Here is a 24635-nt window from a genome sequence, read left to right on the forward strand (position 1 = left end):
CCACCGACAGTGTGCTCGCCGATACGCCGACAGCCGAAGGGCCGAACGGCCCTGCACGCTGGGCCACTTGGGTCTGCTCCGGCAGCTCTACGTCGTCCGTGGCTGCGCGTGGAACGCGGACCGTACGACGCGGGCTGCGATGAATCCGATCAGGGCCGTGGCTGCCGCCGGTGCGATGCCGGTCGCGTTGAGCGGTTCGGTCTCCAGGATCGAGCGGAGTGCGGGGAGATAGAGCGCGGCTGCCGCCAGGAGTGCGGAGGCGAGCACGGCCAGGGGGAGGAAGAGGTTCTCCTTGGTCAGCAGGCGGGCCCGAAGACCCAGGACCACTCCGAGCTGGCCGGCGAGCAGGGCGAGGAAGAGCACGCTCTGCCAGGGCAGGTCCCAGGCGCGTGCGGTGAGGGCGGCCGCGAGGCAGGAGGCGGTGACGACCGTGGCGAGCAGGAGGAGCCGCTGCCAGGCACCGGCGCCCAGGATGTGCTGTCCGGGCGGACGGGGAGGCCTGTTCATGGCACCCGGTGAGACGGGTTCCGCGCCCATGGCGACGCCGGTCAGGCCGTGGGTGAGAAGGTTGATCCAGAGGATCTGTCCGGCCCGCAGGGGCAGGGGGAGGCCGATGAGGGGGCCGGTGAGCATGACGAGGATCTCGGCCGTTCCGCCGGCCAGACCGTAGACGAGGAAGCGCCGGATGTTGTCGTAGACGCGACGGCCTTCCTCGACCGCCGCGACGACGGTCGACAGTTCGTCGTTGGTGAGCACGAGGTCGGCGGCCTGCCGTGCGACCTCCGTGCCGCGCGCGCCCATGGCGACGCCGATGTCGGCCTGGCGCAGGGCGGGTCCGTCGTTGACGCCGTCGCCGGTCATCGCGGTGACGGCGCCGTGGGAGCGCCAGGCTTCGACGATGTCCAGCTTCTGCTGCGGGGTCGTCCGTGCGAATACGCGGACGGTGGTGAGGTCCTCGACCCGGCCGGCGGCGATGTCCGCGCCGGTGACCACGTCCTGCTGAGCGGCGCCGCCGGTGAGCAGTCCGACCCGGGTGGCCACGGCGCGTGCGGTGGCGGGGTGGTCGCCGGTGATGAGAACGGGGGTGATGCCCGCGGCCCGGCAGGCGGCGATCGTGGCCGCGGCCTCTGTTTTGGGCGGGTCGCTGATGGCGACCAGGCCGAGCAGGTGGAGGCCGGACTCGGCGTCGGCGGGGTGGTCCGGGAGGTCCTCTCGTGTACCTGAGGCGACGGCGAGGACCCGGAAGCCTCGGGCGGCCAGCAGCGCGGCCCGCTGTTCCGCTGTGCGCAGAAGCTCCGTGGGGTCGGCCAGCACGGCGGGGTCGAGGATCGCTTCGGGCGCGCCCTTCAGGCACACGAGCACCCGGTCCTCCGGGGTGGTGTGCAGGGTGGTCATGCGTTTGCGCAGGCTGTCGAAGGGGGCCTCGTCCGCTCGCGGGTGGCTTTCGTGGAGGTCGCTCTGACCGGCGCAGCCCGCCTTGGCCGCGGCCGTCAGGAGCGCCGCCTCGGTGGGATCGCCCATGGGGGTCCAGCGGTCATCGGGCGGAGCGGGTCCCGTCGGCGGGCGGATCGAGGCGTCGTTGCAGAGCGCCGCCGCGGTCAGCAGTTCGCGTAGAGGGTCCATTTCCGCCGACGTCGGGCGTCGGCCGGCGATCAGGACGTCGCCTTCCGGCTCGTAACCGACACCGGAGAGGTCGGCCGTGGCGTGGGGCATCCAGACCTGCTGGACCACCATGCGTCCTTCGGTGAGGGTGCCGGTCTTGTCCGTGGCGAGGACCGATACGGAACCGAGCGTCTCCACGGCGGGAAGTCGGCGTACGAGCGCGTGCCGGGTGGCCATGCGCCGGGCCCCGAGGGCGAGGGCGAGGGTGACGACGGCGGGCAGGGATTCCGGTACCGCGGCGACCGCGAGGCTGATGGCGGTCACAGCCATGATCCCGACGGGCACACCGCGCAGGAGGCCCAGTGCGAAGACGACCAGGCAGAGGCCGAGGGTGGCGGCGGCCAGGATCCGCCCGAGGGAGGCGAGGCGGTGCTGCAGCGGGGTCGGCTCCCGCCCGCGGTCGAGGAGGGCGGCGATCCGACCGAGTGCGCTGGCCGCGCCGGTCGCCGCCACGGTGGCCACGCCCCTCCCCCGTACGACGACCGTTCCGGCGCTCAGGGTCGTACCCGGGTCCTTGTCCACCGCGACGGACTCGCCGGTGAGCATGGACTCGTCGACGAGGAGGGCGGATGCCTCGGTGAGTTCGGCGTCGGCGGCGACGATGTCGCCCTCGCCGAGCAGGAGCACGTCACCGGGTACGACGTCACCGGCCGGGACTTCGCGCGGCGTGCCCTCCCTCCGTACGCGTGCGCCTGGTGCCGACATGGCCGAGAGAGCGGCCACCGCGTTGTCGGCGCGGATCTCCTGGGCCACGCCGACGGTGGTGTTGAAGAGGATCACCAGGCCGATGACGACGGAGTCGGCGTGGTCGCCGATGGCGATCGTGAGCAGGACGGCGCCGATCAGGACCATGACCAGGGGGTCCCGGAGCTGCGCCAGAACCCTCGCGTACAGGGGTGTCGTCGACTGGGCGGTCACTTCGTTGCGTCCGTGTGCGACGAGGCGGCGCGCGGCTTCCCGTTCGGTGAGTCCGCTGGGCTCCTGCGGGGCCGCGGATGCTCGGCGGGCCGCGGGCGCGGACATCAGGTCCCTTGCGCGACGGGGACCGTGATGACCGGGCAGTGTGCCCGGTGCAGCAGACCGTGGACGACGGAGCCGAGCCGCATGCCGCTGTAGCCTCCGTTCCCGCGGCGGCCCAGGACCAGGGCCAGGGCGTGTTCGGCCGCCTCCGCCAGCTCCTCGACCGGGTGGCCTGCCAGCACCTCGTGGGTGAGCGCGACGTCCGGGTACTTCTGCGACCAGCCGGCGACGGTCTCGGACAGCAGGCGCCGCTGTGCCTGGAGACCAGCGTTCTCGTCCTGGAACGAGAGCAGGGGCTGGTGCCACACCGAGATCGCCCGCAGGGTGGATCCGCGTGTGCTCGCCTCCTCGAAGGCCACGGCCAGGGCCGCCTTCGACGACTCGCTGCCGTCGACGGCCACGACCACGTACGGCGGCTCTTGGCTGACGTGCTCCGCGTCGCCGACGACCACCACCGGACAGTGCGCCTGCGCCACGACGGGCACGACGAGGGACCCGGCACTGAGGAACTCCTCGGTGCGGCTGAGGTGTCGCGAACCGAGCACCAGCATGGGGGCCTTCGACGACAGCCCGCCGAGGACCGGCGCGGGGAGCCCGTCGAGCAGGTGGGTGGACGGTTCGAGTCCCGGCCGACGCGAGCGCGCCCACGCGGCGGCCGCTTCGAGGGCTTTTGATCCGGACCGGCGCAGGCCCATGTGGTCCGCGGTCCCGTCGACGTGCCGGGTGTCGTGTCGCGGTGGCACCGCCAGTACGAGAGCCAGTCCGAGCGCCCGGCGGTCCGCCTCGTCCACGGCCCAGGACAGGGCCATGTGCCAGTCCCTGACCGGGTCGATGCCGACGACGATCTCACGCCCTGTCATGTTCTCCCTCACAACTCGCTCCCGTGGTCGTTGCCGTGCCGCGGCACCAGCAGTACGGGACACCGCGCATGGTGCAGCAGGCTGTGGGAGACGCGTCCCAGCGTGCGACCGATGTGGCCCGGCGAGCGACGCCCGCCGACGACCAGCAGGTCCGCGTGCTGCGAGGCCTCGGCCAGCACACCGGCCACCGAGTAGCTCTTCTCCACGTCCACGTGCACGGTCAGATCCGGGAACTCCTCACGGATCAGGTCGGCCGTGACCGACAGGCGGTGGGCGTGCTGCCCGCTGATCTCCTCGACGTCGTCGAGCATGCTCACGACGTTGCCCACGGACTGCAGCAGGTTCCATACGTGCAACAGCCGCAGCGACGCCTTGCGCAGCTCGGCTTCGCACGCGGCGTACCGGACGCAGTCGAGGTCGTGTTCGTCGCGGACTCCGACCAGCACGCTGCCCCTCTCGGCCTCGGGGTCGCTACCCCGCACCACGACGAAGGCGGTGGTGGCGCTCGCGGCGGCCGTGAGCCCGACGGAGCCGAGCATCAGCGCGGCGAACCCGCCCAGGCCGCGGCTGCCGACGACGACGGTGGCGTGGACGTCCGCCGCGCTGTGGAGACTGGGTACCGGCGCGCCGCGGCTGAACTCCGTGGTCACGTGCAGATCGGGATGGAGCGCGTTCACTGCCGCGGCCGTGTCCCGGAGCAGTTCACGGCCCGCCGCGCGGGCCCGTTCGATGGTTTCCACCGATGCGTAAGCGGCTCTCGTGTCCGTGTCGGCGGCGTGGACGATGTGCAGGGTCCTCCCCCGCCGTGCGGCTTCGTCCGCGGCCCACAGGGCCGCCTCGCGTGCGGGCTCCGACCCGTCGATGCCGACGATGACCGTCCCGAGTTCCGGACCGGCAGTGGTGCCTTCCATGGTGTCTCCTGATCGAGGGTCATCGTGCTCTCCCCCTCACGCTGACATCGCGGGTGGACGGGCGGGAGGGCCGTAGAGGCCAGTACAAGGGCCGAATGGCCCCTCCCCGGTTCACCGGACCGGCGCGAGCCCGCGTCGTCGGACCCGGTCGGCCCTCTCGCGGGCCCGGTCGGCACTCGATCCGGAGGTCGGCCGGGCGCGATGGTGGCCGGTACGGAGGGTGGCCCGACCACGACATCACCGGACTGCCCGTCGTGGACGAGGACGACCGGGTGGTCGGCGTCGTCACCCGGCGTGACCTCCTGCGCGTCTTCCTGCGCCCCGATGCCGAGCCACGGCGGCACGTGAGCGGACGTCGCCCGGTAGGGGCCGGTCGGCTCCACAGCGGGCCCCTCGGCCCCTCCCGGAACCCGTGCCCTGCGCGGAGTCTGGAACTCACACGTCAACCGAAGGAGATGGACGCCATGGCCAACCTTGTGACCGTCGGCCTCGACGGCTCGGCGGAAAGCGCCGAAGCCGCCCGATGGGCGGCCCGCGAGGCGGACCTCCGGGGTGTGCCACTGCTCCTCGTCCACGTGGAGGAACGCCTTGAGCGGCCCCTCCACGGCGTCGCGAGCGGCGAGGTTCAGGAACACTGGGCGAATGCGCTGCTGCGCGAGGCCCTCGAAGAGGCCAACCGCCTCTATCCGCGCCTGGAGGTCTCCTCCCGCCGGCTGACGGGAGTTCCCGCCACGGTCCTGGCCGATGCGGCCTCCTCCTCGGACATGCTGGTCCTGGGTTCCCGGGGACTCGGCAGCATCGCGGGATTCGTCCTAGGATCCGTCGGCGCCGGCACCATCGCCGCGGCCGATCAGCCGGTCGTCCTCGTCAGGGGCCCGCACGGCCCGGACACGGACCCGGGGGTCTGGCGTTCCGACGCCGCGATCGTGGCGGGCGTGGACACGGATCGCCCCTGTGACGCGCTCCTCTCCTTCGCCTTCGACGAGGCATCACGGCGCGGCTGCGTCCTGCGGGTGCTCCACAGCTGGACACCGCCGCCGGTCCTCGGCTACGGATATGGCTACGGTTACGATCTCGACCCCTCCGCCCAACAGGAGATCGGTCGAAGCATCGCCACCGCGGTGGACGAGATGATCCGCCCCTGGTCCGAGAAGTACCCCGCGGTGACCGTCGACCCCGAGGTGCGCATCGGCCAGTCCGCGGTCCAGCTCGTGGACGCCTCCAAGGGCGCCGCACTCGTCGTGGTCGGACGCCGGATCCGGCACTCCGCCTACGGCACCCACATCGGCTCGGTCGCGCACGCGGTCCTGCACCACAGCTCCGCGCCCGTCGCCGTCATCGCCCACGAGTGAATCCCCCTGGACCGGGGCGCGTCAGGCCCGCGCGGGCTTGCGGGTACGGCGCCTCAGGCGGCGCAGTTCGTCGGTGCCCCAGACCAGGACGGGGAAGACCACGATGAGGACGACCACGTCGAGGGGCAGGGCGGCGGTGCCGAAGACTCCTTGCAGGAGCGGCACGTAGACGAGGGCCGCCGTGAAGGCGAGTTCGAAGGCGATGCCGGCCAGGAGCAGCGGGTTGGTGAAGAACCCGATGGCGCGCAGTGACGCGTGGTCGGTGCGGGCGGCGATCGCCGTGCCGACCTGGCAGGTGACGATACCCGCGAAGGTCGCCGTCGTCGCGGTGACGTAGGCGTGGTGCAGCGGGGTTCCCGGGCCGGTGGGGTCCCCGGGGTGCCAGCCGGCCCGCCACAGCACGTAGAAGAACGCGGTCATGACCAGGACCGCGGAGACGGTACCGAGGTAGCCCCAGCTGCGGATGAGCATGTCCTTGGAGATGACGCCCTGGGAGCTCGGCCTGGGTGGGCGGCTCATGCTGCCCGGCTCCGCGCGTTCCCGTCCCAGGGCGAGCGCCGGAAGGGTCTCGGTTCCGAGGTCGATGGCGAGGATCTGCAGGACGGTGAGGGGAAGGGGGATCGAGCCGGCCGACAGGGCGAAGATCAGGAAGGGGACCACCTCGGGGGTGAGGTGGGCGAAGATGTAGACGATGAACTTCCGTACGTTGTCATAGACTTGGCGGCCGGATTCGATCGCGGTGACGATGGTGGCGAAGTTGTCGTCGGTCAGCACCATGGTCGACGCCTCACGGGCGACGTCGGTGCCGGAGAGTCCCATCGCCACGCCGATGTGGGCGCGGTGGAGTGCGGGGGCGTCGTTGACGCCGTCGCCGGTCATCGCGACGATCTGCCCGTGCGCGCGCAGGGCGTCGGCCACCTTCAGTTTCGTCTCCGGTGAGGAGCGGGCGAAGACGACCTCGGCGTCGCCGTCCGCGAGGAGCCGGTCGAGTTCGTCGTCGCCGATCGACTCGGACTCCGCGACCACGACCAGACGCGGCGCCCCGATACCGACCTCACGGGCCACGGCGGCGGCGGTCGCTCCGTTGTCCCCGGTCACGATGTGCACGAGGAGCCCCGCTTCATGGCAACGCCGTACCGCGGCGGCGACTTCGGGCCGCGGGGGATCGTAGAGACCGACGAGACCCAGCAGGGTCAGCTGCGTCTCCGCGTCCTCGCGGCGGGTCACCGGCGCGTCGCCGCCCAGTGCGCGGGTGGCGACGGCGAGTACGCGCATGCCCCGGCCGGAGAGCTCTTCCGCCGCGGCACGCGCCGTGGCGTCCTGGGCGGCGTCCGGGGTGCGGGCCAGGACCGACTCCGGGGCCCCTTTGACGATCAGCCGCAGGCCGCCGCCCGCCGGATCACGCTGGACGACGGACATCAGGCGCAGCCGGGGGTCGAAGCGGAAGACGGCGTGACGGCCCGTGTCGCGCGCGCCGATGTCGAGCGGGGCGCCGCGGTCGGCGGCGCCGGTCACCAGCGCGATCTCGGTGGGATCGCCGTGGAGTTCGCCGTCGGCGTCCTTGGTGACGGTGGTGCACAGGGCAGCGGCGTCCGTCAATCGGACGGCCCCGGGGCCGGGGTCCGCGCCGTCGACGGGCGTCCACGTGCTCTGGAGCCGCATCCTGTTCTGGGTGAGGGTGCCGGTCTTGTCGGTGCAGATGACGTTGGTGGATCCCAGGGTCTCCACGGCGCTGAGTCGCTTGATGACCGCGCCTTGCCGTGCCAGGAGGCGCACGCCGACGGCGAGGGCGAGCGTGATGGTCGGCAGCAGTCCTTCGGGCACGTTGGCGACGAGCAGTCCGATGGCGAACATCAGCGCGTCGGTCAGCGGCAGCCCCACGGCGACGCCCAGGACCAGGAACAGCGCGCCCATCGCGACCGCGACGGCGGCGATCAGCCAGGCGACCTTCTTGACCTGCTGTTCCAGTGGGCTCGGGTCCCGCCGCGTGCGCTGGCTGAGGGCGGCGATGCGGCCGAGTTCGGTGTGGTCGCCGGTGGCGAAGACCATCGCCCGGGCCTGGCCCGCGGTGCAGGTCGTGCCGCTGAAGACGAGGTTGGGCTCCTGTAGCGGCGTGGAGCCCGGGGTCCCCGGCCCGGCGATGCGCTGGGCCGGGGTGGACTCCCCCGTCAGCATGGACAGGTCGACTTCGAGGCCACCGTCGACGAGCCGGACGTCCGCGGGCACTTTGTCGCCCTCGTCGAGGACGATGACGTCGCCCGGCACCAGGGTGCGCGCTTCCGCCTGCCGGGACTCCCCGTCGCGGATGACCATCGCGTGTTCGGGGAGGTATCTGGCGAGGGTTTCCACCGCCTGCTCGGCCTGCCGCTCCTGGAGCAAGGCGAAGGCGGCGTTGACGAGGACGATGGCGACGATCGCGATCCCGAGCACGCGGATGTCGGCGACGAACGCCATGGCCGCCGCGGCCCACAGCAACAGAGCGAGTGGATGCACCAATTGACGTACCAGCTCCCGCCCCAGGGAGGTGTGGCCCTTGCGCCGGACCTCGTTGGGCCCGTACACGGCGAGCCGCCGCTCGGCCTCCCGCGTCGACAGCCCTTCCGCTCCGGTGTCGAGCTCCCGGCGCAGCAACGGCAGCGGTTCGCTCGGATCCCGCGGTGCGGGCGGCGCTCCTCCCTGGGCGGGGAGGCGGCCGGTGCGTGCTTCAGTCATCGTCGACTCCTGATTCGGTGGGCAGCCGGCCGGACCAGCCGGGTTCCACTCGTTTCCAGTCCCGCCCCCACGCGGACAGGCTGCGCGCCTCGACGGTCCGAAGCCTCAGGTGGACGACGCCTGCGGCTGTCAGCGCGATCAAGGCGGCGGCGGTGGCGCCGACGGTCATCGCGGCGAAGGCCCGCTCGCCCGCTGACGGTGGTGGCTGGACCGTACGGCCCGTGTCGTCCACCCAGATCGCGACGGGACGGCCCGCGGGGGTCTGGGGCCGGACCTCTACGAGGCCCGTATGCGGGGTGGCCGACGGGAATTGCCAGGTGGCCTGTGCGACGGACTCGGCGACACCTCCGCTCCGAGCGTCGGGGGCCCGTTCGGCGGCCCCGACCGTCGTGGCGGTGATCCGGTGCACGTGCTCGGCCTGTTCCCGCGCGGTGCGGCTGTCGACGCTCCACACGGCCAGCCCGACGGCCACTGCGCAGAGAGCGCCGACGAGAGTCGCCAGTGCGAAGGCCACGCGCCACCGGGTGCGTGTCCGGTCAGCGCTCCGGCGCAGCGGATTGGGCGACGTTCCATGCGGCATGGCGGGCCTCCGGCACCGGAAGTCTTCTCATCGAGCGGGTGAGCCGGCGGCGGCGAGTGCGGCGCCGATGTGGTGCGCCCGGCCTGGACGCGCTCCGGGTCGCGGAAGTCTGCGCCCTTCCCTTCGCGTACGAGGGTGCGGGCGAGCAGGCCGGGTGTTGCGGCCGTGATGCCGCCGCCGAAGGTGAGGTGGTCGCGGGCGCCGATCCGGCGCGTCTGCCGGGCGACCGCCCGGACCGGCGGGACGTCGTGCCGCTCGGCGCAGGGGTCAACGGGCCCGCTGCCGAACAGCCAGACGGGACAGGGCTTCAGCCACGGGAGTTCAGGAAGGATCTCGCCCCGTCGAGGCGGGGCTCGCCGTCGACCCACTGGCGGTACTCACGGTCCGCGTCGAACCCGACGGGATGCGGCGCGTCACCCGGAGTGCACACGGCGGCCGGTGATCCGGGTGGGTGTCATGGTCATCCAGTGCGTGCGGGGTCCGCCGGCCCAGGGGAGGGAGCGGGCGACCGCGTGCAGGTGGCTGACTCGCGCCGCGTCCGAGACGCCGGACACGTCGCCCACGGCCATGACGCTCCAGCCCTCTCGCATCGCGTCGTCGATGTGGTCCACTTCGAAGGCGACCTCGGTCCCGGCCGCCTCGGCGAGCCGCGAGTGGGCCGCCGTGCGGAACGCGATCTCGCCTCCCACGACGACGTAGTTGACGGGAAAGACGGCAAGTCCTTCCAGATCGGAGAACCCGACCCGGCCGACGCCGTGGGTGGAGAGCAGGCGGTGGCACTCGGCCTCGCCCAGCCCCGTCAGCTCGGAATCGCGCATCGCGGTCCCCATGCCGGGGGGACTCTCGGTCGTTCTCCCGGTCAGCTCGGCGACGGTGGTCCCCAGCCCGTCCGCGAGACACACGAGCATGCCCATGCCGGGTGCGGCCGCCCGCTCCTCCAGGTAGGCGATGTACGACGCGGCCGCCCCGCAGCGCTCCGCGAGCTCCTCGCGCGTGAGTCCCAGCTCTTCGCGACGCGCGCTCACGCGTCGCCCGAGGTCGCCGCGGGCAGCGGGAACCTTGATCGGGGACGTATTCGTGGGGGTCTTTCCCATGATCGTCACACCCTTGCGGTCAGTGGCCCAATGGTGGCCGTCGAGCTCAGACTGGACCTGCCGCGGGCGCGTGCACAGGGCCGAACGGGCCCCGACCGGGTCCTGCCGGGCCCCTGCGGCCCCTTCCCGGGAGTGGCGTCACCGAGAGCGGCTTCACCGGGAGGGCCCACTGTCCTCTTCCGTGCCGGACATCAATCGTCGGTGCAGTTCCGTGGTCATCGTGTGGATGGCGCGGGTCAGTTCGGTATTGGTCTTGAGTTCCAGCTCCTGCTCCACGAAATCGTGGTCGGCCTTCGCCTGTTGGAACTCCGCCTGCCGGTTCTGGCCGATCATCACGAACGTCGACAGGAAGATCGCCTCCAGGGAGACGACGAGCGTCAGCATCGGCCAGGGATCGGCCTCCACGAACAGCATCCAGAGCGTGAAGGCGATCGCGTGGAGATAGACGAACGGCATGGAGCCGGCGAACTTCGTGATCGCGTCGGCCACGCGCAGCTGGACGTCGGCCGCACGGCTCGTACGGTGTGCGATGACCACCGGATGATGCCGCGCCCCGGCCTCGGTCTCGGCCTCGGTCTCGGTTCCCTCCACCTGCCTGCCTCCTCGGGACGAACACCTTGACACGGGCCTGCGTCCCGCATCGTCTCAAACCATCCACCGTTGCCGGCATACCGCGAGAGCCCGCCGTCAGCCGGGGCGGCACGACCCGGCAGCGACCGGGTCGCCCACGCTCCACCCCCCCGCCGTCGACGCAGAAGGGGCCGACCGGCCCCCATCCAGGGGCGTGGCACACCCCTGCGGCCGGTGCGCAGCGGGCCCGGACCGCCCGGCCGAGCGAGGTGTGGCCCACTCGGTCCCTGCCGGGTCCCGATGGCCTACGTGATGCTGGAGCTAGAGGAGCTCGTCGCTTTCAGCCGGACCCGCGCAGCCCTCTGGGTGAAGCAGGAGAAGGTTCTCCGCTTCGCTCTCTTCGAGGGACCTCGCGCGGGCGTGACGTGGTCCTCGATCCTGAGGAGGAGCACCATGGGCGCTTTGATCTTCGTTCTGATCGTCCTCGCCGCTTTCGCCCTGATGGGGCTGGCGATGGCGCTCAAGATCGTCAGGCAGTACGAGAAGGGCGTGCTGTTCCGGTTCGGTCGGCTGACGGGAACCCGGGAGCCGGGCCTGCGGCTGATCGTGCCGTTCGTGGACGTCCTGCACCGGGTGTCGCTGCGGATCGTCACCATGCCCATCCAGTCCCAGGGCATCATCACCCGGGACAACGTCAGCGTCGACGTCTCCGCGGTCGCCTACTTCCGGATCGTGGACGCGACGAAGTCGGTCATCGCCATTGAGAACGTGGGCGCGGCCATCAACCAGATCGCCCAGACCACCCTGCGCAAGGTCGTCGGCCAGCACACCCTCGACGAGACCCTCTCGGAAACCGACCGGATCAACATCGACATCCGCGAGATCCTCGACATCACCACCGCCGACTGGGGCGTCGAGGTGACGCTCGTCGAACTGAAGGACATCCAGCTCCCGGACAGCATGAAGCGGGCGATGGCCCGCCAGGCCGAGGCGGAGCGGGAGAAGAGGGCGAAGATCATCAACGCCGAGGGCGAGTCCATGGCCGCCGCGGCCCTGGGCGATGCGTCGGACACGATGATGGCCCACCCCCTCGCCCTGCAACTGCGCAACCTGCAGAGCCTCGTCGAGATCGGCGTGGACAAGAACACCACCGTCGTCTTCCCCGCCCCCCTGATGAGCACGATCGGCGAACTCGGCGCCTTCCTCGCCCGGGAAACGACGGCAGCGGGAGCCACGGCCCCCGCCAGTCCCGCGGCCCTGCCCTCAGCGGTCGCCGGCATCACCGCGGGTTCCGTGAACGGGAAGCCCGAAATGGTGTGAGAGCCGCATGCCAGCCAGCCGCTCGGCTCCCGGCACGTGCGGTGACCGGTCCCACCGTGGCAGCTGTACGTCGTCCAGGGCGTCGATCTCGGGGCCGCTGAGGGCGACCAGTCTTCGCACGGTGAAGACGACGGAGAGACGACGGATAAGGGGTCGAGAGGGCCGCTGCGAGGGCCGTGCGGGGCCCGACGGCCGTCCGGGTCGGGAAAGGGTACCGAACGGCCCTTTCCGGCCGGCCGCCCGCGGCGCAAGGTGGGGGCGGACCCGAAAGGAGAACGCCATGAGCACAGGTTCCTTCCAACGGCTCACCTCCTCCCCCGACCGCTTCACCCGCGCACTGTCCCCGGCGCACCGCGACAGCCTGCTGGCCCTGGCCCACGAGGTGAACTTCCCCGCCGGAGCACGCCTGTTCAACCAGGGCGGGCACACCGACCGGTTCTGGGTGGTCCGGTCGGGCCGGGTCGGCATGGACGTCCACGTGCCCGGCAGGCAGGCCGCGGTGGTCGAGACGGTCGGCCCCGGCGAGCTCGTCGGCTGGTCCTGGCTGTTCCGTCCCTACACCTGGCACTTCGGTGCCGAGGCCATGACACCGGTGCGTACCGACGAGTTCGACGCCGCCGCCGTGCGGGCGCTGATGGACGCGGATCCCGCGCTCACCTCCGCGATGTGGCAGTGGGTGGGGCAGGTCCTCGCGCACCGGCTCGTCTCCGCCCAGGTCCGGCTGCTCGACCTGTACGCGCCCTACGGCAGCGGAAGCGGCATCTGAGACAATTGTCCCCGAGCAGCCCGACCCGACGTATTCCGACGTGTCCCGACCCGAGGGTGTGGCGTGGATGTCCGATGCACCAGCTGCCGCCCCGATGCCCATCAGGGTGTTCCTCCTCGATGATCACGAGGTGGTCCGCCGCGGTCTGCACGACCTGCTGGACTCCGAGCCCGACATCGAGGTGGTGGGCGAGGCGGCCACGGCCGCCCAGGCCCTGGCACGGGGCCCGGCGCTCAGGCCGGACGTGGCCGTGCTCGACGTACGGCTGCCCGACAGCGACGGCATCACCGTCTGCCGGGAACTGCGCTCGCGCATGCCGGACCTCGCCTGCCTGATGCTGACGTCCTTCGACGACGAGGACGCCCTGCTCGACGCGATCATGGCTGGGGCCGCCGGGTACGTCCTGAAGCAGATCAAAGGCTCCGACCTGATCGCCGCCATCCGGACGGTGGCGACGGGACAGTCGATGCTCGACCCGGCGACGACCGCGCGGCTGATGAGTTCGCTGCGGGACCCGACCGCCGGGAAGCCGCCCGGGGACCAGCGGCTGACGGTGCTCTCCGAGCGTGAGCGCGCCGTTCTGGAGCTCATCGGCGAGGGGCTCACCAACCGGCAGATCGGCAAACGGCTCTTCCTCTCCGAGAAGACGGTCAAGAACCACATCTCACGGCTGCTCGCCAAGCTGGGCGTCGAGCGCCGCGTCCAGGCCGCCGTCATCGCCGCCGAAGTGCGCGAGCACGACGAAACCGGCCGCTGAGGCCCGCACTCACGGAATGGGTTCGATCGGGATCCGCCACTCCAGCCGGGTTCCGCCGCCATCCGGACGCCGCGAGAGGGACAGTCCTCCCCCGCGGACCTCGGCGCGCTCCGCCAGGTTGCCCAGACCACTGCGGCGGCCACCCTCCGCGAAGCCCACGCCGTCGTCACTCACCGTCACGATCAGCACGCCGTCCGCCAGGACGATCCCGACCTCCGCCCGCACCGCCCGCGCGTGCCGGGCCACGTTGGTCAGGGCCTCCCCCAGCACGGCCACCACGTCGTCGGCCACCGGGACCGGCACATCCGTGTCGATCAGTCCCTCCATCCGCAGGGCGGGCGCGAAGCCCAGTACCGCCGCCGCCGCGCCCACGGCGCTCACCGCGCGGACCCGGAGCCTCGGGGCACTCCCCGCCGTCTCGTGGTCACGGAGTCCGAAGATGGTCGTACGGATGATCTTGATCGTCTCGTCCAGGTCGTCGATCGACCGGCTCAGCCGCTCGGACGCCTCGGGGTGCTCCACGAAGCGCTGGGCGCTCTGCAGGGTCATCCCCGTCGCGAAGAGCCGCTGGATCGCGAGATCGTGCAGGTCACGGGCGATCCGGTCCCGGTCCTCGAGCAGACTCACCTGCTCGCCGTCCCGCCGCCGGTCGGCCAGCTCCAGCGCCAGGGCCGCTTGACCGGCGAAGCCGGGCAGGGGCGCGACCTCGGCCGCGACGAACGGCGGCCGCCCGGTGCGCCGCGCCAGCATCAGCACGCCCCGCAGCTTCGCCTTCGTGCCCACGGTGACCGCCACGGCCGGCCCGAAGCCGGTCCAGGTGTCCGGCTGCGCCGCGACCCGGGCATCGGTGGCGACATCGGCCGAGGTGATGAGCCCGTTCTGCGCCTGGACCAGCGCGGCCAGGATCCCCTCGCTGCCGGGCAGCACGATCCCGCGGTGTGCTTCGGCACCGATGCCCAGGGCCAGCGAGCCGCGCAGCTCGCCTCTGGGCCCCACCTGGTAGAAGACGCACATCTCGGCGGAGATGATGTCCCGGGCCCGCTCCAGCATCCCCTCCAGCACCTCGATCTCGGAGGAGCCCGACAGCAGCGCGCTCGTGAACTCCGAGCTCGCCGCCGACCAGCGCTCCCGCAGCCGCACCTCCTCGTAGAGACGGGCGTTGTCCACGGCGACCCCGGCGGCCACCGCGAGGGTGGACAGGACCCCTTCGTCCTCGGCGTCGAAGGGCCTCCCGCCCCGCTTCTCCGTCAGGTAGAGGTTGCCGAACACCTCGTCCCGGACCCGGATCGGTACGCCGAGGAAGGAGTGCATCGGCGGATGGTGCTCGGGAAAACCGGCGGAGGCCGGGTGCTGCGAGAGGTCTCCCAGACGCAGCGGCCGCGGATGCCGGATCAGCTCGCCCAGCAGCCCGTGCCCGGTGGGCAGGGCCCCGATCCGCGCCCGCAGCCGGTCGCTGAAGCCCACCGGGAGGAACTCGGCGAGCCGCTCGTCCTCCCCCACCACGCCCAGCGCGCCGTACTCCGCGTCCACGAGGACCACCGCGGCCTCCACGATCCCCCGCAGCACTTGGGCCAGGTCCAGCTCCTGCCCCAGCGACATGACCGCCTCCAGCAGGCCCGTCAGCCGGTCCCGGGTGTCCCGCGCGTCCGTGATCTGCGCCTCGAGCGCGTCCAGCCTCGGTTGCGGAATCCGGTTCGCCGCCGCATCGCGGTCGTCCCCGACCATGGACACCTCCAGCGGCGTCAAGGGGCGCTGCGCACTCGCCCGGCCTTCAGCGTAGTCCCCCGCCCGTCGGCCGGTCACGGTCCCAGCCATGGGCCACGGGCCCGAGGGGCCGGACCGGAGCGACTCCGGTCCGGCTGATGCCCCGATGCACGGGTGTGGTGTCCGTTCACCCGCCAGGGACGGTGATGACGGGGCAGTGCGCACGGTGCAGCAGCCCGTGGGCGACCGATCCGATCCGGATGCCCGTGTAGCCGCCCCTCCCCCGTCGGCCCACGACCAGGGCCAGGGCGTGCTCCGCCGCCTCGGCGAGGCGCTCCACCGGGTGTCCGGTCAGCACCTCGTGGGTGAACTTCACGTCGGAGTACTCATGGGCCCAGCCCGCCGCCGTCTCGGCCAGCATGCGGCGCCGGGCCCCCACGGCCGCCGTCTCGTTCCGGAAGGAGAAGACCGGTGGCTGCCACACCGAGATCGCGTGCAGCTCGCAGCCCCGGAGCGCGGCCTCCTGGAAGGCCAGGCCCATGGCCGTCTTCGACGGCTCGCTGCCGTCGACGCCGACGACGAGATGGGCCGGGCCTTCGGCAGTCCCCTCGGAGCCTGCTACCACGACGACCGGGCAGTGTGCCTGCGCCGCGACGGGCAACACGACGGAGCAGCCGCTGAAGATCTCCCCGGGCCGGGTCAGGTGCCGGGAGCCGAGGACGACCATGCGGGTGTGCCGGGACGTCGCGCAGAGCACCGGTGCCGGGTAACCGTCGCGCAGGATGGTCGCCAGCTCTGTCCCGGGGTGGCGTTCTCGTGCCCAGACCGCGGCTTCCTCGAGGGCTTCCGAGCTGGCCTGGCGTACGGCGTTGTGCAGCGCGGTGTCGTCGACGACCTGCTCGGTGTCGTGCGGCGAGGGCACGGCCAGGACGAGACGGAGGCGGACCCGGCGACGGTGTGCCTCGTCGGCTGCCCAGGCCAGGGGCAGGAGCCACCCCCCGACCGGATCGATACCCACCGCGATGTCCCGTCCTTCGGCGATGTCCGTCATGACGCGTCGCTCCCCTGCTCCTCGTCGTGCCGCGCGATGCGCTCCGCGGGGCAGTGCGCGTGGTGTGCCCCAAGGTGGGCCCGAAGTACCCGGGTGATCGCCGTCCCCCCGACGGCGCCTCCGGCGTACTGGAGCATGTTCCACGCGGTCAGCAGCCGCAGTGCCTCGAAGCCACCCGTCCCGCGGTGACCGACCACGGCGGTGCCGTACTGCGCCGCCACGCGGTGCAGCCCGTAGACGGGGTCCCGACGGCTGTGCTCCGTGGTGACGTGAAGCGTCGGGAACCGCTCGCAGACCGCAGCGGCCGTGCTGTCGCGTCGGGCTGCCTCGGCCGCGGCCCAGAACGCCGAGGCCGGCGCGGTGCTCGATCCGTCGACGCCCACGACGACGGAGCCGAGGTCCGGGCGGTGGGCGGGACCGGTCAGTCCCGGCACGGGCCCGTTCGGCCCTCGCCGCCTGGGCCCGTACCGGCGGATGGTGACGGGTGAGGGTTCGCCGCGAGGCGGGTCCGCGAGCCGACGCCGAACAGGAGGGCCCCGCATGAAGCACGCCAAGGTCGGCTTCCTGATGACCGACGACGTCGTCTCGGTCCTGGAGGCGACTCCGTTCGCCGCCGTGGCCTCGCTGCTCGTCGCACACGACTTCAGCGGAGTGCCGGTCGTGGACGCGGACGAGCGCGTCCTCGGGATCGTCTCGCGGACCGACCTGCTCGCCCACGGCCGCCCCACCGCCCAGCACCTGATGTCCGCACCCGCCATCACGGTCCACGGCGAACAGACGGTCACCGAGGCCGCACGCCTCATGGCCCGGTACGGCGTGGCGCGGCTGCCCGTCGTGGACGACGAGGACCGTCTGGTCGGCATCGTCACGCGCCGGGACCTGCTGCGCGTCTTCCTGCGCCCGGACCACGAGATACGCCGGGTGCTGGTCGAGGACGTGCTGGCGGACACGATGGGCATCAGTGCCGGTGCCGTGAGCGTGCGCGTCGTGGACGGGGTCGTCACCTTGGACGGGCGACTGCCCCAGAGCAGTCAGATTCCCGTCGCGCTCCTGCTCGCCGGCCAGTTGGACGGTGTGGTCGCGGTCATCGACCGGCTCACGGCCCGCTTCAACGACACCCGCGCCAATCCGCTGGAAGGCAGCGCCGAAGACCTTCCCCGCTGATCCAGAAGGCCTTCCCCGCTGACCCACTGGCGCACGGGGAGTCACGCCCTCTGGACGCGCGACGGGTTCGATACGGCCAGGTCGTCATGGCGGGGCCCGCCCAGCACGATCTTCAGCGCACCCGTCTCACCGGCGTGCGAGAACACCTCGTACGCCTCTTCCATCTGTCCCAGCTCGAACCGATGGGTGATCAGCGACGAGGTCGGCAGCCGTCCGGCCGCGAGCATGCGCAGCAACATCGGTGTGGAGCGGGTGTCCACGAGTCCGGTGGTGATGGTGATGTCCTTGATCCACAGGTCTTCGAGGTGCAGGGTCGCGGGTCTGCCGTGGACGCCGATGTTCGCGACCCGGCCGCCCGGGCGGACCATCCGGGTGCACATCTCGAAGGTCCCGGGCGTGCCGACGGCCTCCATGACGACGTCGGCGCCGAGGCCGTCGGTCAGGTCGTCCACGAGCCGCTCCGGATCCTCGGCCGCGTTCACGATCGCGTCCGCGCCCAGCTCGCGGGCCTTCTCCAGCCGGGACGACGCCAGGTCGACGGCGATGACACGGGCCGGGGAGTAGAGCCGGGCCGTGGCGATGGCCGCGAGTCCGACGGGTCCGGCGCCGACCACGACGACGGTGTCCCCGGGCCGCACCTCGCCGTTCAGCACTCCCACTTCGTAGGAGGTGGGGAAGATGTCGGCCAGCAGGACGGCTTCGGCGCTGTCGACCGTGCTCGGCAGCGGGTACACGGAGAGGTCGGCGAACGGTACCCGGACGTATTCCGCCTGCGTACCGTCGATGGTGTGTCCGAGCACCCAGCCGCCGCCCCCGCGGCACTGGCCGTAGCGTCTCTCGCGGCAGAACCGGCACCGGCCGCACGAGGAGATGCACGAGACCAGTACCCGGTCGCCGGGTCGCACAGAGCGGACGTCACCGCCGCACTCCACCACCGTGCCCACGGCCTCGTGCCCGAGCACCCGGCCGGGGACCACTTCCGGCAGGTCCCCCTTGACGATGTGCAGGTCCGTACCGCATATGGTCGCGGCGTCGACGCGCACGATCACGTCGGCGGGGTCCTTGATCGCCGGGTCCGGCACGTCCTGCCACGCGGTGCGCTCCGGCCCCTGGAAGACGAGTGCCTTCATGACGCCACCTCTCTTGTTTCTCTTGTTTCTCTTGCGTCGCGTACTCCGGCAAAGGTCAGCTCATGCTGTGCCCGCCGCCCGGTTCCCGGACAGGGCCGGACGGTCCCGCACCGGGGCCCGAGAGGCCCGTCCGCCCCGTGCCGTGGACGTGTGATGGTGGATGGCGGGGTCTCCTTCACCGGGGACGGCCGCGGGTCTCCGGGACAGCCAGGGATCTTTTCGCCTTCTCATTGAGGACCGCACGCCATGACCTCCAGTCCACATCTCGTCAGCGACGTGATGACGAGAATCGTCGTCAGCGTCACGCCCCTCGCCGAGTTCAAGGAGATCGTCGCCGTCCTGAAGCAGTGGCGGGTCGGCGCGGTACCGGTCATCGAAGGCGAGGGCGCGGGCCGGGTCATCGGTGTGGTCTCGGAAGCCGACCTGCTCCCGAAGGAGGAGTTCCGCGATCACGACCCCGGACTCATCGAGCAGATGCGGCGGCTGGGCGACACCTTGAAGGCCGGCTCGACCCTGGCCAAGGATCTGATGACGGCGCCCGCCGTCACCATTCGACCCGACGCCACCCTGGCCCAGGCCGCCCGGCTCATGGCGGAGCAGCGCTACAGGCGACTGCCGGTCGTCGACTCCGCAGGGACCCTCAAGGGCATCCTCAGCCGCGCCGATCTGCTCAAGGTGTTCCTGCGCCCGGACAGGGAACTCGCCGACGAGATACGGCGCGAGGTGGTCGCCCGACTGTTCCCGCTCGCGCAGCACCGGGTGCGGGTCGACGTCCGCCACGGCGTGGTCACCCTCTCCGGCGGCGTCCTCGACGCGTCGCTCATTCCGGTGGCGGCGCGTCTCGCGCGCGCCGTGGAAGGCGTGGTGGACGTCAACTGCGCCCTGACCACGTCAGCCGCGCAGACGGCCGGAGCATGAACCTCCGCCTCAGCAGAAATCGCTGGTCAGAACCCCCGTCGACGGCTGCGCCGCCGCGGGACTGCCCGTGCCCCGGCTCGTCGGCCGCCGCTCGACTGCGGGGCTCCGTACGGCCGCGGTCGTCGGGCGGCACTGCGAGGCGGGCGACGTCCTCGCCTCCGATGTCCCGCTGCCGGGCGACCTCCACCCCGGCGACCTGCTCGCCGTACCTGTGGCCGGCGCCTACCAACTGTCCGTGTCCTGCGGCTACAACCTGGTCGGCCGCCCCGCCGTCGTAGCCGTCCACGAAGGCACGGCGCGGCTCCTCGTCCGGCGCGAGACCCTGGAGGACTACCGGAGCCGGGACATCGGCGTCTGAGGCCACGGCGGAGGACCTTCGCCGGCTGCGCGGCAGGTGCGACGGCCGGGCGGGCCGTCAGCTTCGACGGCCGCCCGGTGCCTGCAGCAGCCGGTCCAGCTCCGTTCCGGCCTCTTCGTATCCGGCATCGGAGATCCGTTGCAGCTCGCGCACGTCACCGGCCGCGGCGGCGCGTCGTGTGAGCAGCAGTCCGGCGTGTCGGGATCCGTCGTCCAACAGGTCGCTCAGCTCCGCGAGGTCGCCGGCCTCGTCCGCGAGATCGGCCAGCCGGTCCAGTGCGGTCTCGTTGCCCGCGTCGGCCAGCTCGCGGAGGGTCTCCCGATCAACATTCGCGTTGTCCATGGCGCCATGCTGCAGCCCTGCCCCAGGGGCAAGGTCAAGTGGGACGATGGCCGGGTGATCACCATCGGGCAGTTGGCCGGCTACATCGGAGTGTCGATCAAGACCGTCCGCGTCTACCACGACAAGGGACTGCTCCCCGAGCCCGACCGCGACGCGTCCGGCTACCGGCGTTACGGTGCGAGCGACGCCGTCGCCTTGATCAAGATCCGGACACTGACCGAAGCCGGTGTCCCTCTGGCCCGCATCCGCGACCTGAGGGCGTCGGGCGAGGAGGAACTCCGGCAGGCGCTGGGCGAGATCGACGACGAACTCGACGCCCGTATCCGCCGCCTGCAGGAAACACAGGCCCGTCTGCGCCGGCTCGCCGCGGGACGTCTGGTGCCGCTTCCCGACGAAGTCTCCTCCCATCTGGAAGACCTGGCCCGTTGGGGGTTCACGTCCAGCTGGGTGGACCTGCAACGCGACCTGTGGATCCTCGTGTTCGCCACCCACCCGGACCGCGCGACCACCCTGTTCCACGACCAGGCCGACATCTTGGCCGACCCGAAGCTGCGGCAGCTCTTCCTCGGCTACGACCACGCGTACGACCTCGGCGCCGACGACCCGCGCCTCGACGACCTCGCCCTCCGTATCGCCGAGGCGAACCGGGAGCGCTACGGGTCCGGCGAACTGCCCGGCCTGGGTGCGGACTCCGAGATCCCCGCCCTCATCCAGGGCACGGTCAACGCTTCATCCCCGGCATGGGAGCGACTCGACTCGCTCATTCGCGCCCACCTGAACGCATGACGTGAGCACCCTGGAGCGACCCGCGCGACGCGCGTCCCGACATGGCGGGCTGCGCCCCGGGCACCCGTGAACGCGGCTCGCCGATTGCTGACGCCCTCCACTACTCGGTGATACCGTATAGTCGTACTCGGTACTACGCAGTACTGGTGACGCCAAGGAGGAAGACGTGAGATGGACGACCTGACGGAGATGCTGAAGGGCACGCTCGAAGGGTGCGTGCTCGAGATCATCGACCGCGAGGAGACCTACGGATACGCCATCACCCGTCAGCTGAACGAGCTGGGCTTCACCGACGTCATCGAGGGGACGGTGTACACCATCTTGCTGCGGCTGGAGAGGAACGGGCTCGTCCAGGTGACGAAGCGACCGTCCGGGGTCGGCCCTCCGCGCAAGTTCTACGCGCTCAACGACGCGGGCCGCGAGGAGCTCGCGAAGTTCTGGGCGAAATGGCAGTACGTCTCATCACGCATCGACAAGCTCAAGGAGGGCGGGCGATGAACTTCTGGGAGAGCATCACCGGCAGCGATCTCACCAGGGAATGGAAGGCGTTCGAAGCCCGGGCCGCCGCCCTGTCGGGTGACTACCGGGCCGCGTGGGAAGAGATCAAGGTCGGCCTCGTCCCCCACGGGGACTTCACCGGCCGCAACCTGATGCCGATCCTCGACGCCGCGCTGGGACTGCTCGAAGAGACAGCGGCGGACGGGCAGCGCGTCCACGAGGTGCTCGGCGACGACATCCAGGGCTTCTGCGCGGCACTGGCCGGCGGCGAAGGGGCCCGAACCTATCGCGACCGCTGGCGCGAGCAGTTGAACAGGAACGTCGCCAGGAAACTGAGCAGGCTGGGAGGCTGACATGGGCATCCAGGACATCATCGAGGGCAAGAAGCAGTGGCGGGCGCACACGGCCCGGGTCAAGGCCCTTCCACCGGACTACCAGATCGTCTACAAGGAGATGCAGAAGTACCTGTTCAAGGTCGGCCCGATCGACCTGTCCGATGGGCCCCTGCTCCCCGGGATCGTCGACTTCTTCGAGGAGGGCGTCGCAGCGGGCAAGGGCGTCTTGCAACTCATCGGCAGTGACGTCGCGGCGTTCTGTGACGACCTGATCAAGGACTCTCCCACGCATGCGGACGCCTACCAGGAATCCCTCGACAAGGAACCCGGCACGGCCGGGAAGTAGCCTCCACCGCCTGCGCCCCCGCCTTCGAAAGGGAAGTCGCCATGCCTTTATTTGTCATGCCCACATCCACATGGGCGGACGGTCGCCCGTTGCCACCCGCCGTCTCCGCCGTCGGACTACGCAAGTCCTACGGCGAGAAGCTCGTCCTCGACGGCATCGATCTGCACATCCCGGCCGGGTCCGTGTTCGCGCTGCTCGGCCCGAACGGCGCCGGCAAGACCACCGCCGTGAAGATCCTGTCCACGCTCATCACCGCCGACGCCGGTGACCTGCGCGTCGGCGGTCACGACCTGGCCGCCGACCCACAGGCGGTCCGTGCCGCGATCGGTGTCACCGGGCAGTTCTCCGCCGTCGACGGACTGATCACCGGCGAGGAGAACATGCTCCTCATGGCGGGCCTGCACCATCTGCCCAAGAACGAGGGGCGGCGGGTCGGCCGCGAACTCCTTGAGCGCTTCGACCTGGTGGAGGCCGCGAAGAAACCCGCCTCCACCTACTCCGGCGGCATGAAGCGCCGCCTCGACCTCGCGATGACGCTGGTCGGCAGCCCGCGGATCATCTTCCTCGATGAACCGACGACAGGGCTCGACCCGCGCTCCCGCCACAACATGTGGGGCATCATCCGCGGCCTCGTCTCCGACGGCGTGACCGTCTTCCTCACTACCCAGTATCTGGAGGAGGCCGACGAACTGGCGGACCGCATTGCCGTGTTGAACGACGGAAAGATCGTCGCCGAGGGCACCGCCGAGGAGCTCAAGCGGCTCGTCCCGGGCGGGCACGTCCGGCTCCGCTTCACCGACCCGGTCGCGTTCCAGTCCGCCGCTGACGCCCTGCGCGAGGTCACCCGGGACGACGAGGCACTGTCGCTGTCCATTCCCAGCGACGGCAGTCAGCGCGAACTGCGCTCCATTCTCGACCGGCTTGACTCCGCCGGCATCGAGGCGGACGAACTGACCGTTCACACCCCGGACCTCGACGACGTGTTCTTCGCCCTGACCAGCCCGGCCAACGTCCCCAACCAGCCCAAGGAGACGGCCCGATGAGCGCACTCTCTCTCGCTGTACGCGACTCCCACACGATGTTGCGCCGCAACCTGCTGCACGCGTGGCGCTATCCGTCGGGGACCCTGAACCTGCTGCTCACGCCGATCATGATGCTGCTGCTCTTCGTCTACGTCTTCGGCGACGTGATGAGCGCGGGCATCGGTGGCGGCGGCGCCGACCGCTCCGACTACATCGCCTACATCGTCCCGGGCTTGCTGCTGATGACCGTCGGCAGCACCGTGATCGGGGCCGCGGTGTACGTCTCCACGGATATGACCGAGGGCCTCATCGCCCGCTTCCGCACTATGGCGGTCTACCGCCCTTCGGTACTCATCGGGCACGTCGTCGGCAGCGTGCTGCAATCCGTCATGAGCGTGGTCCTCGTCGGCGCCGTCGGCGTGGCCATCGGCTTCCGCTCCACGGACGCGACCGTCCTGGAGTGGCTGGCAGCATTCGGGCTCATCGTGCTCTTCGCCCTGGCGCTGACATGGATCGCGGTCGGCATGGGTCTGGCCAGCCCGAACCCCGAGGCGGCCAGCAACATGGCCATGCCGCTGATCCTCCTCCCCCTCATCTCCAGTGCGTTCATCCCGGCCGACACCATGCCCGGCTGGTTCCAGCCGATCGCCGAGTACCAGCCCTTCACCCCCGCCATCGAAACCCTGCGCGGCCTCCTCCTCGGCACCGAGATCGGCGATAACGGCTGGATCGCGATCGCCTGGTGCGTCGGCCTGACCGCGCTCGGCTACCGCTGGTCGACGGCACAGTTCAACCGCGACCCGAAGTAGCCGGGACGACCGCGCCGGCCGGCGCGGCCCGTCTCCTCGTACGGCGCGGACGCCGGAGTACTACCGCAAACGAGGCATCGGCAGCTAGGGCGACCTAGTGCCGTGGCCGGAAAGGTTTGCCGGGTCGCGGTGTCCGGTGCCCTGGGGCCTCCCCAGGCCCGCAGGGCCGAGGGGACGCATCGCAAGGCGGAGGACCGCGACTCGTACTGGACGTACCGTCGTGGTCCGACAACGCGGCGAGGTGCCGTGCCGGGCGCCGTGGCACGGTGAACCTTTCCGGTCACGGCACTAGGGGCGGTAGACGAGCTCGATCATCATCGCGGCGATCACCGCCCAGACGCCGAGGCCGAGCAGCCAGAGCGCCTCGAGGAGGGCGCCGGTGGCGATGACGATCAGGCCGGCCGCGCCGAGGGTGAGGATCGCCCGGCGGATGCCGCGATCGGGGAGCCAGTCGATGGTCACGTCATGAGAATCGGGGGGGGGGGGGGGGGGGGGGGGGGGGGGGGGGGGGGGGGTGGTGGGGTGGGGGGGGGGGGAGGGGAGGGAGAGGTGGGGGAGGGGAGGGTAG

At 71.3% G+C, this 24635-nt stretch carries 25 protein-coding genes and 2 pseudogenes; 14 read left to right on the forward strand and 13 right to left on the reverse strand.

What is annotated here, in order from left to right:
- Positions 1 to 87: 87 nt before the first annotated feature.
- From ACZ4UB_RS16585 to ACZ4UB_RS16595, 3 genes are read right to left on the reverse strand one after another with little or no spacing between them, the layout of a single operon-like run.
- Positions 88 to 2685: a cation-translocating P-type ATPase gene (locus ACZ4UB_RS16585; protein ID WP_468070736.1), complete on the reverse strand. Its 2598-nt coding sequence runs from the start codon at positions 2683 to 2685 to the stop codon at positions 88 to 90.
- Positions 2685 to 3542, reverse strand: a complete 858-nt coding sequence (locus ACZ4UB_RS16590) for a universal stress protein (RefSeq protein ID WP_468070738.1) — start codon at positions 3540 to 3542, stop codon at positions 2685 to 2687. Before ACZ4UB_RS16590 ends, ACZ4UB_RS16585 begins: the two co-directional genes overlap by 1 nt.
- Before the next feature lie 8 nt (positions 3543 to 3550).
- Positions 3551 to 4453, reverse strand: coding sequence for a universal stress protein (locus tag ACZ4UB_RS16595; RefSeq protein WP_468070740.1), 903 nt, complete (start codon positions 4451 to 4453; stop codon positions 3551 to 3553).
- A gap of 95 nt (positions 4454 to 4548) precedes the next feature.
- Here ACZ4UB_RS16595 and ACZ4UB_RS16600 point away from each other — a divergent pair.
- Positions 4549 to 4755: pseudogene (locus ACZ4UB_RS16600) on the forward strand (CBS domain-containing protein); the annotation flags it as partial.
- Between the two features lie 162 nt (positions 4756 to 4917).
- The gene (locus ACZ4UB_RS16605; protein WP_468070859.1) at positions 4918 to 5805 is read left to right on the forward strand and encodes a universal stress protein; all 888 of its coding nucleotides are present in this window, start codon (positions 4918 to 4920) and stop codon (positions 5803 to 5805) included.
- Between the two features lie 21 nt (positions 5806 to 5826).
- Here the strand turns inward: ACZ4UB_RS16605 and ACZ4UB_RS16610 are convergent, their stop codons facing one another.
- The 4 genes from ACZ4UB_RS16610 to ACZ4UB_RS16625 form a co-directional block, all read right to left on the reverse strand.
- Positions 5827 to 8517, reverse strand: a complete 2691-nt coding sequence (locus ACZ4UB_RS16610) for a cation-translocating P-type ATPase (RefSeq protein ID WP_468070742.1) — start codon at positions 8515 to 8517, stop codon at positions 5827 to 5829.
- Positions 8510 to 9031, reverse strand: a complete 522-nt coding sequence (locus ACZ4UB_RS16615) for an Rv1733c family protein (RefSeq protein ID WP_468070744.1) — start codon at positions 9029 to 9031, stop codon at positions 8510 to 8512. Before ACZ4UB_RS16615 ends, ACZ4UB_RS16610 begins: the two co-directional genes overlap by 8 nt.
- 479 nt (positions 9032 to 9510) lie before the next feature.
- On the reverse strand, positions 9511 to 10191 hold the full coding sequence (locus ACZ4UB_RS16620; RefSeq protein ID WP_468070746.1) for a helix-turn-helix domain-containing protein: 681 nt from the start codon (positions 10189 to 10191) through the stop codon (positions 9511 to 9513).
- A gap of 153 nt (positions 10192 to 10344) precedes the next feature.
- Positions 10345 to 10782, reverse strand: coding sequence for a DUF1003 domain-containing protein (locus ACZ4UB_RS16625; protein ID WP_468070748.1), 438 nt, complete (start codon positions 10780 to 10782; stop codon positions 10345 to 10347).
- A gap of 432 nt (positions 10783 to 11214) precedes the next feature.
- Between ACZ4UB_RS16625 and ACZ4UB_RS16630 the strand changes: the two genes are divergently transcribed.
- The 3 genes from ACZ4UB_RS16630 to ACZ4UB_RS16640 all read left to right on the forward strand — a co-directional run bounded on the left by ACZ4UB_RS16630 (position 11215) and on the right by ACZ4UB_RS16640 (position 13604).
- Positions 11215 to 12081: a slipin family protein gene (locus tag ACZ4UB_RS16630; RefSeq protein ID WP_468070750.1), complete on the forward strand. Its 867-nt coding sequence runs from the start codon at positions 11215 to 11217 to the stop codon at positions 12079 to 12081.
- A 280-nt stretch (positions 12082 to 12361) separates the two neighbouring features.
- Positions 12362 to 12847, forward strand: coding sequence for a Crp/Fnr family transcriptional regulator (locus ACZ4UB_RS16635; RefSeq protein WP_468070752.1), 486 nt, complete (start codon positions 12362 to 12364; stop codon positions 12845 to 12847).
- 67 nt (positions 12848 to 12914) lie between these two features.
- Positions 12915 to 13604, forward strand: coding sequence for a response regulator (locus tag ACZ4UB_RS16640; RefSeq protein WP_468070754.1), 690 nt, complete (start codon positions 12915 to 12917; stop codon positions 13602 to 13604).
- 9 nt (positions 13605 to 13613) lie between these two features.
- Here ACZ4UB_RS16640 and ACZ4UB_RS16645 read toward each other — a convergent pair whose 3' ends face one another.
- The 3 genes from ACZ4UB_RS16645 to ACZ4UB_RS16655 all read right to left on the reverse strand — a co-directional run bounded on the left by ACZ4UB_RS16645 (position 13614) and on the right by ACZ4UB_RS16655 (position 16793).
- Positions 13614 to 15329, reverse strand: coding sequence for a sensor histidine kinase (locus tag ACZ4UB_RS16645; protein ID WP_468070756.1), 1716 nt, complete (start codon positions 15327 to 15329; stop codon positions 13614 to 13616).
- A 166-nt stretch (positions 15330 to 15495) separates the two neighbouring features.
- Positions 15496 to 16359: a universal stress protein gene (locus ACZ4UB_RS16650; protein WP_468070758.1), complete on the reverse strand. Its 864-nt coding sequence runs from the start codon at positions 16357 to 16359 to the stop codon at positions 15496 to 15498.
- On the reverse strand, positions 16356 to 16793 hold the full coding sequence (locus tag ACZ4UB_RS16655) for a hypothetical protein (protein ID WP_468070760.1): 438 nt from the start codon (positions 16791 to 16793) through the stop codon (positions 16356 to 16358). The genes ACZ4UB_RS16650 and ACZ4UB_RS16655 overlap by 4 nt, the downstream gene beginning before the upstream one ends.
- Positions 16794 to 16899: 106 nt before the next feature.
- On the opposite strand from ACZ4UB_RS16655, the gene ACZ4UB_RS16660 reads away from it, so the two are divergent.
- Positions 16900 to 17523, forward strand: coding sequence for a CBS domain-containing protein (locus tag ACZ4UB_RS16660; protein ID WP_468070762.1), 624 nt, complete (start codon positions 16900 to 16902; stop codon positions 17521 to 17523).
- A 41-nt stretch (positions 17524 to 17564) separates the two neighbouring features.
- On the opposite strand, the gene ACZ4UB_RS16665 is transcribed toward ACZ4UB_RS16660, so the two are convergent.
- Positions 17565 to 18653: a zinc-dependent alcohol dehydrogenase family protein gene (locus tag ACZ4UB_RS16665; RefSeq protein ID WP_468070764.1), complete on the reverse strand. Its 1089-nt coding sequence runs from the start codon at positions 18651 to 18653 to the stop codon at positions 17565 to 17567.
- Positions 18654 to 18899: 246 nt separating this feature from the next.
- Between ACZ4UB_RS16665 and ACZ4UB_RS16670 the strand changes: the two genes are divergently transcribed.
- The gene (locus ACZ4UB_RS16670; RefSeq protein ID WP_468070766.1) at positions 18900 to 19571 is read left to right on the forward strand and encodes a CBS domain-containing protein; all 672 of its coding nucleotides are present in this window, start codon (positions 18900 to 18902) and stop codon (positions 19569 to 19571) included.
- A gap of 70 nt (positions 19572 to 19641) precedes the next feature.
- Positions 19642 to 19929, forward strand: a pseudogene (locus ACZ4UB_RS16675) (diaminopimelate decarboxylase); the annotation flags it as partial.
- A gap of 57 nt (positions 19930 to 19986) precedes the next feature.
- Here the strand turns inward: ACZ4UB_RS16675 and ACZ4UB_RS16680 are convergent.
- Positions 19987 to 20271 carry a hypothetical protein gene (locus tag ACZ4UB_RS16680; RefSeq protein ID WP_468070768.1) on the reverse strand — a complete coding sequence of 95 codons (285 nt, stop codon included), beginning with the start codon at positions 20269 to 20271 and terminating at the stop codon, positions 19987 to 19989.
- Positions 20272 to 20277: 6 nt separating this feature from the next.
- Between ACZ4UB_RS16680 and ACZ4UB_RS16685 the strand changes: the two genes are divergently transcribed.
- The 6 genes from ACZ4UB_RS16685 (at position 20278) to ACZ4UB_RS16710 (ending at position 24067) form a co-directional block, all read left to right on the forward strand.
- Entirely contained in the window at positions 20278 to 21057 is a 780-nt protein-coding gene (locus ACZ4UB_RS16685; protein ID WP_468070770.1) for a MerR family transcriptional regulator, read from the forward strand.
- Positions 21058 to 21228: 171 nt separating this feature from the next.
- Positions 21229 to 21555, forward strand: coding sequence for a PadR family transcriptional regulator (locus ACZ4UB_RS16690; RefSeq protein ID WP_214346405.1), 327 nt, complete (start codon positions 21229 to 21231; stop codon positions 21553 to 21555).
- Positions 21552 to 21908: a DUF1048 domain-containing protein gene (locus tag ACZ4UB_RS16695; protein WP_468070772.1), complete on the forward strand. Its 357-nt coding sequence runs from the start codon at positions 21552 to 21554 to the stop codon at positions 21906 to 21908. The genes ACZ4UB_RS16690 and ACZ4UB_RS16695 overlap by 4 nt, the downstream gene beginning before the upstream one ends.
- 1 nt (position 21909) lies before the next feature.
- A complete protein-coding gene (locus ACZ4UB_RS16700; RefSeq protein WP_468070774.1) occupies positions 21910 to 22236 on the forward strand; it encodes a DUF1048 domain-containing protein in 327 nt (108 codons plus the stop codon).
- 41 nt (positions 22237 to 22277) lie between these two features.
- Entirely contained in the window at positions 22278 to 23279 is a 1002-nt protein-coding gene (locus ACZ4UB_RS16705) for an ATP-binding cassette domain-containing protein (RefSeq protein WP_468070776.1), read from the forward strand.
- Positions 23276 to 24067, forward strand: coding sequence for an ABC transporter permease (locus tag ACZ4UB_RS16710; protein WP_468070778.1), 792 nt, complete (start codon positions 23276 to 23278; stop codon positions 24065 to 24067). Before ACZ4UB_RS16705 ends, ACZ4UB_RS16710 begins: the two co-directional genes overlap by 4 nt.
- Before the next feature lie 288 nt (positions 24068 to 24355).
- On the opposite strand, the gene ACZ4UB_RS16715 is transcribed toward ACZ4UB_RS16710, so the two are convergent.
- A complete protein-coding gene (locus ACZ4UB_RS16715; protein WP_468070780.1) occupies positions 24356 to 24529 on the reverse strand; it encodes a hypothetical protein in 174 nt (57 codons plus the stop codon).
- Positions 24530 to 24635 lie beyond the last annotated feature (106 nt).

This window comes from Streptomyces sp. NPDC028419 (assembly GCF_055565515.1).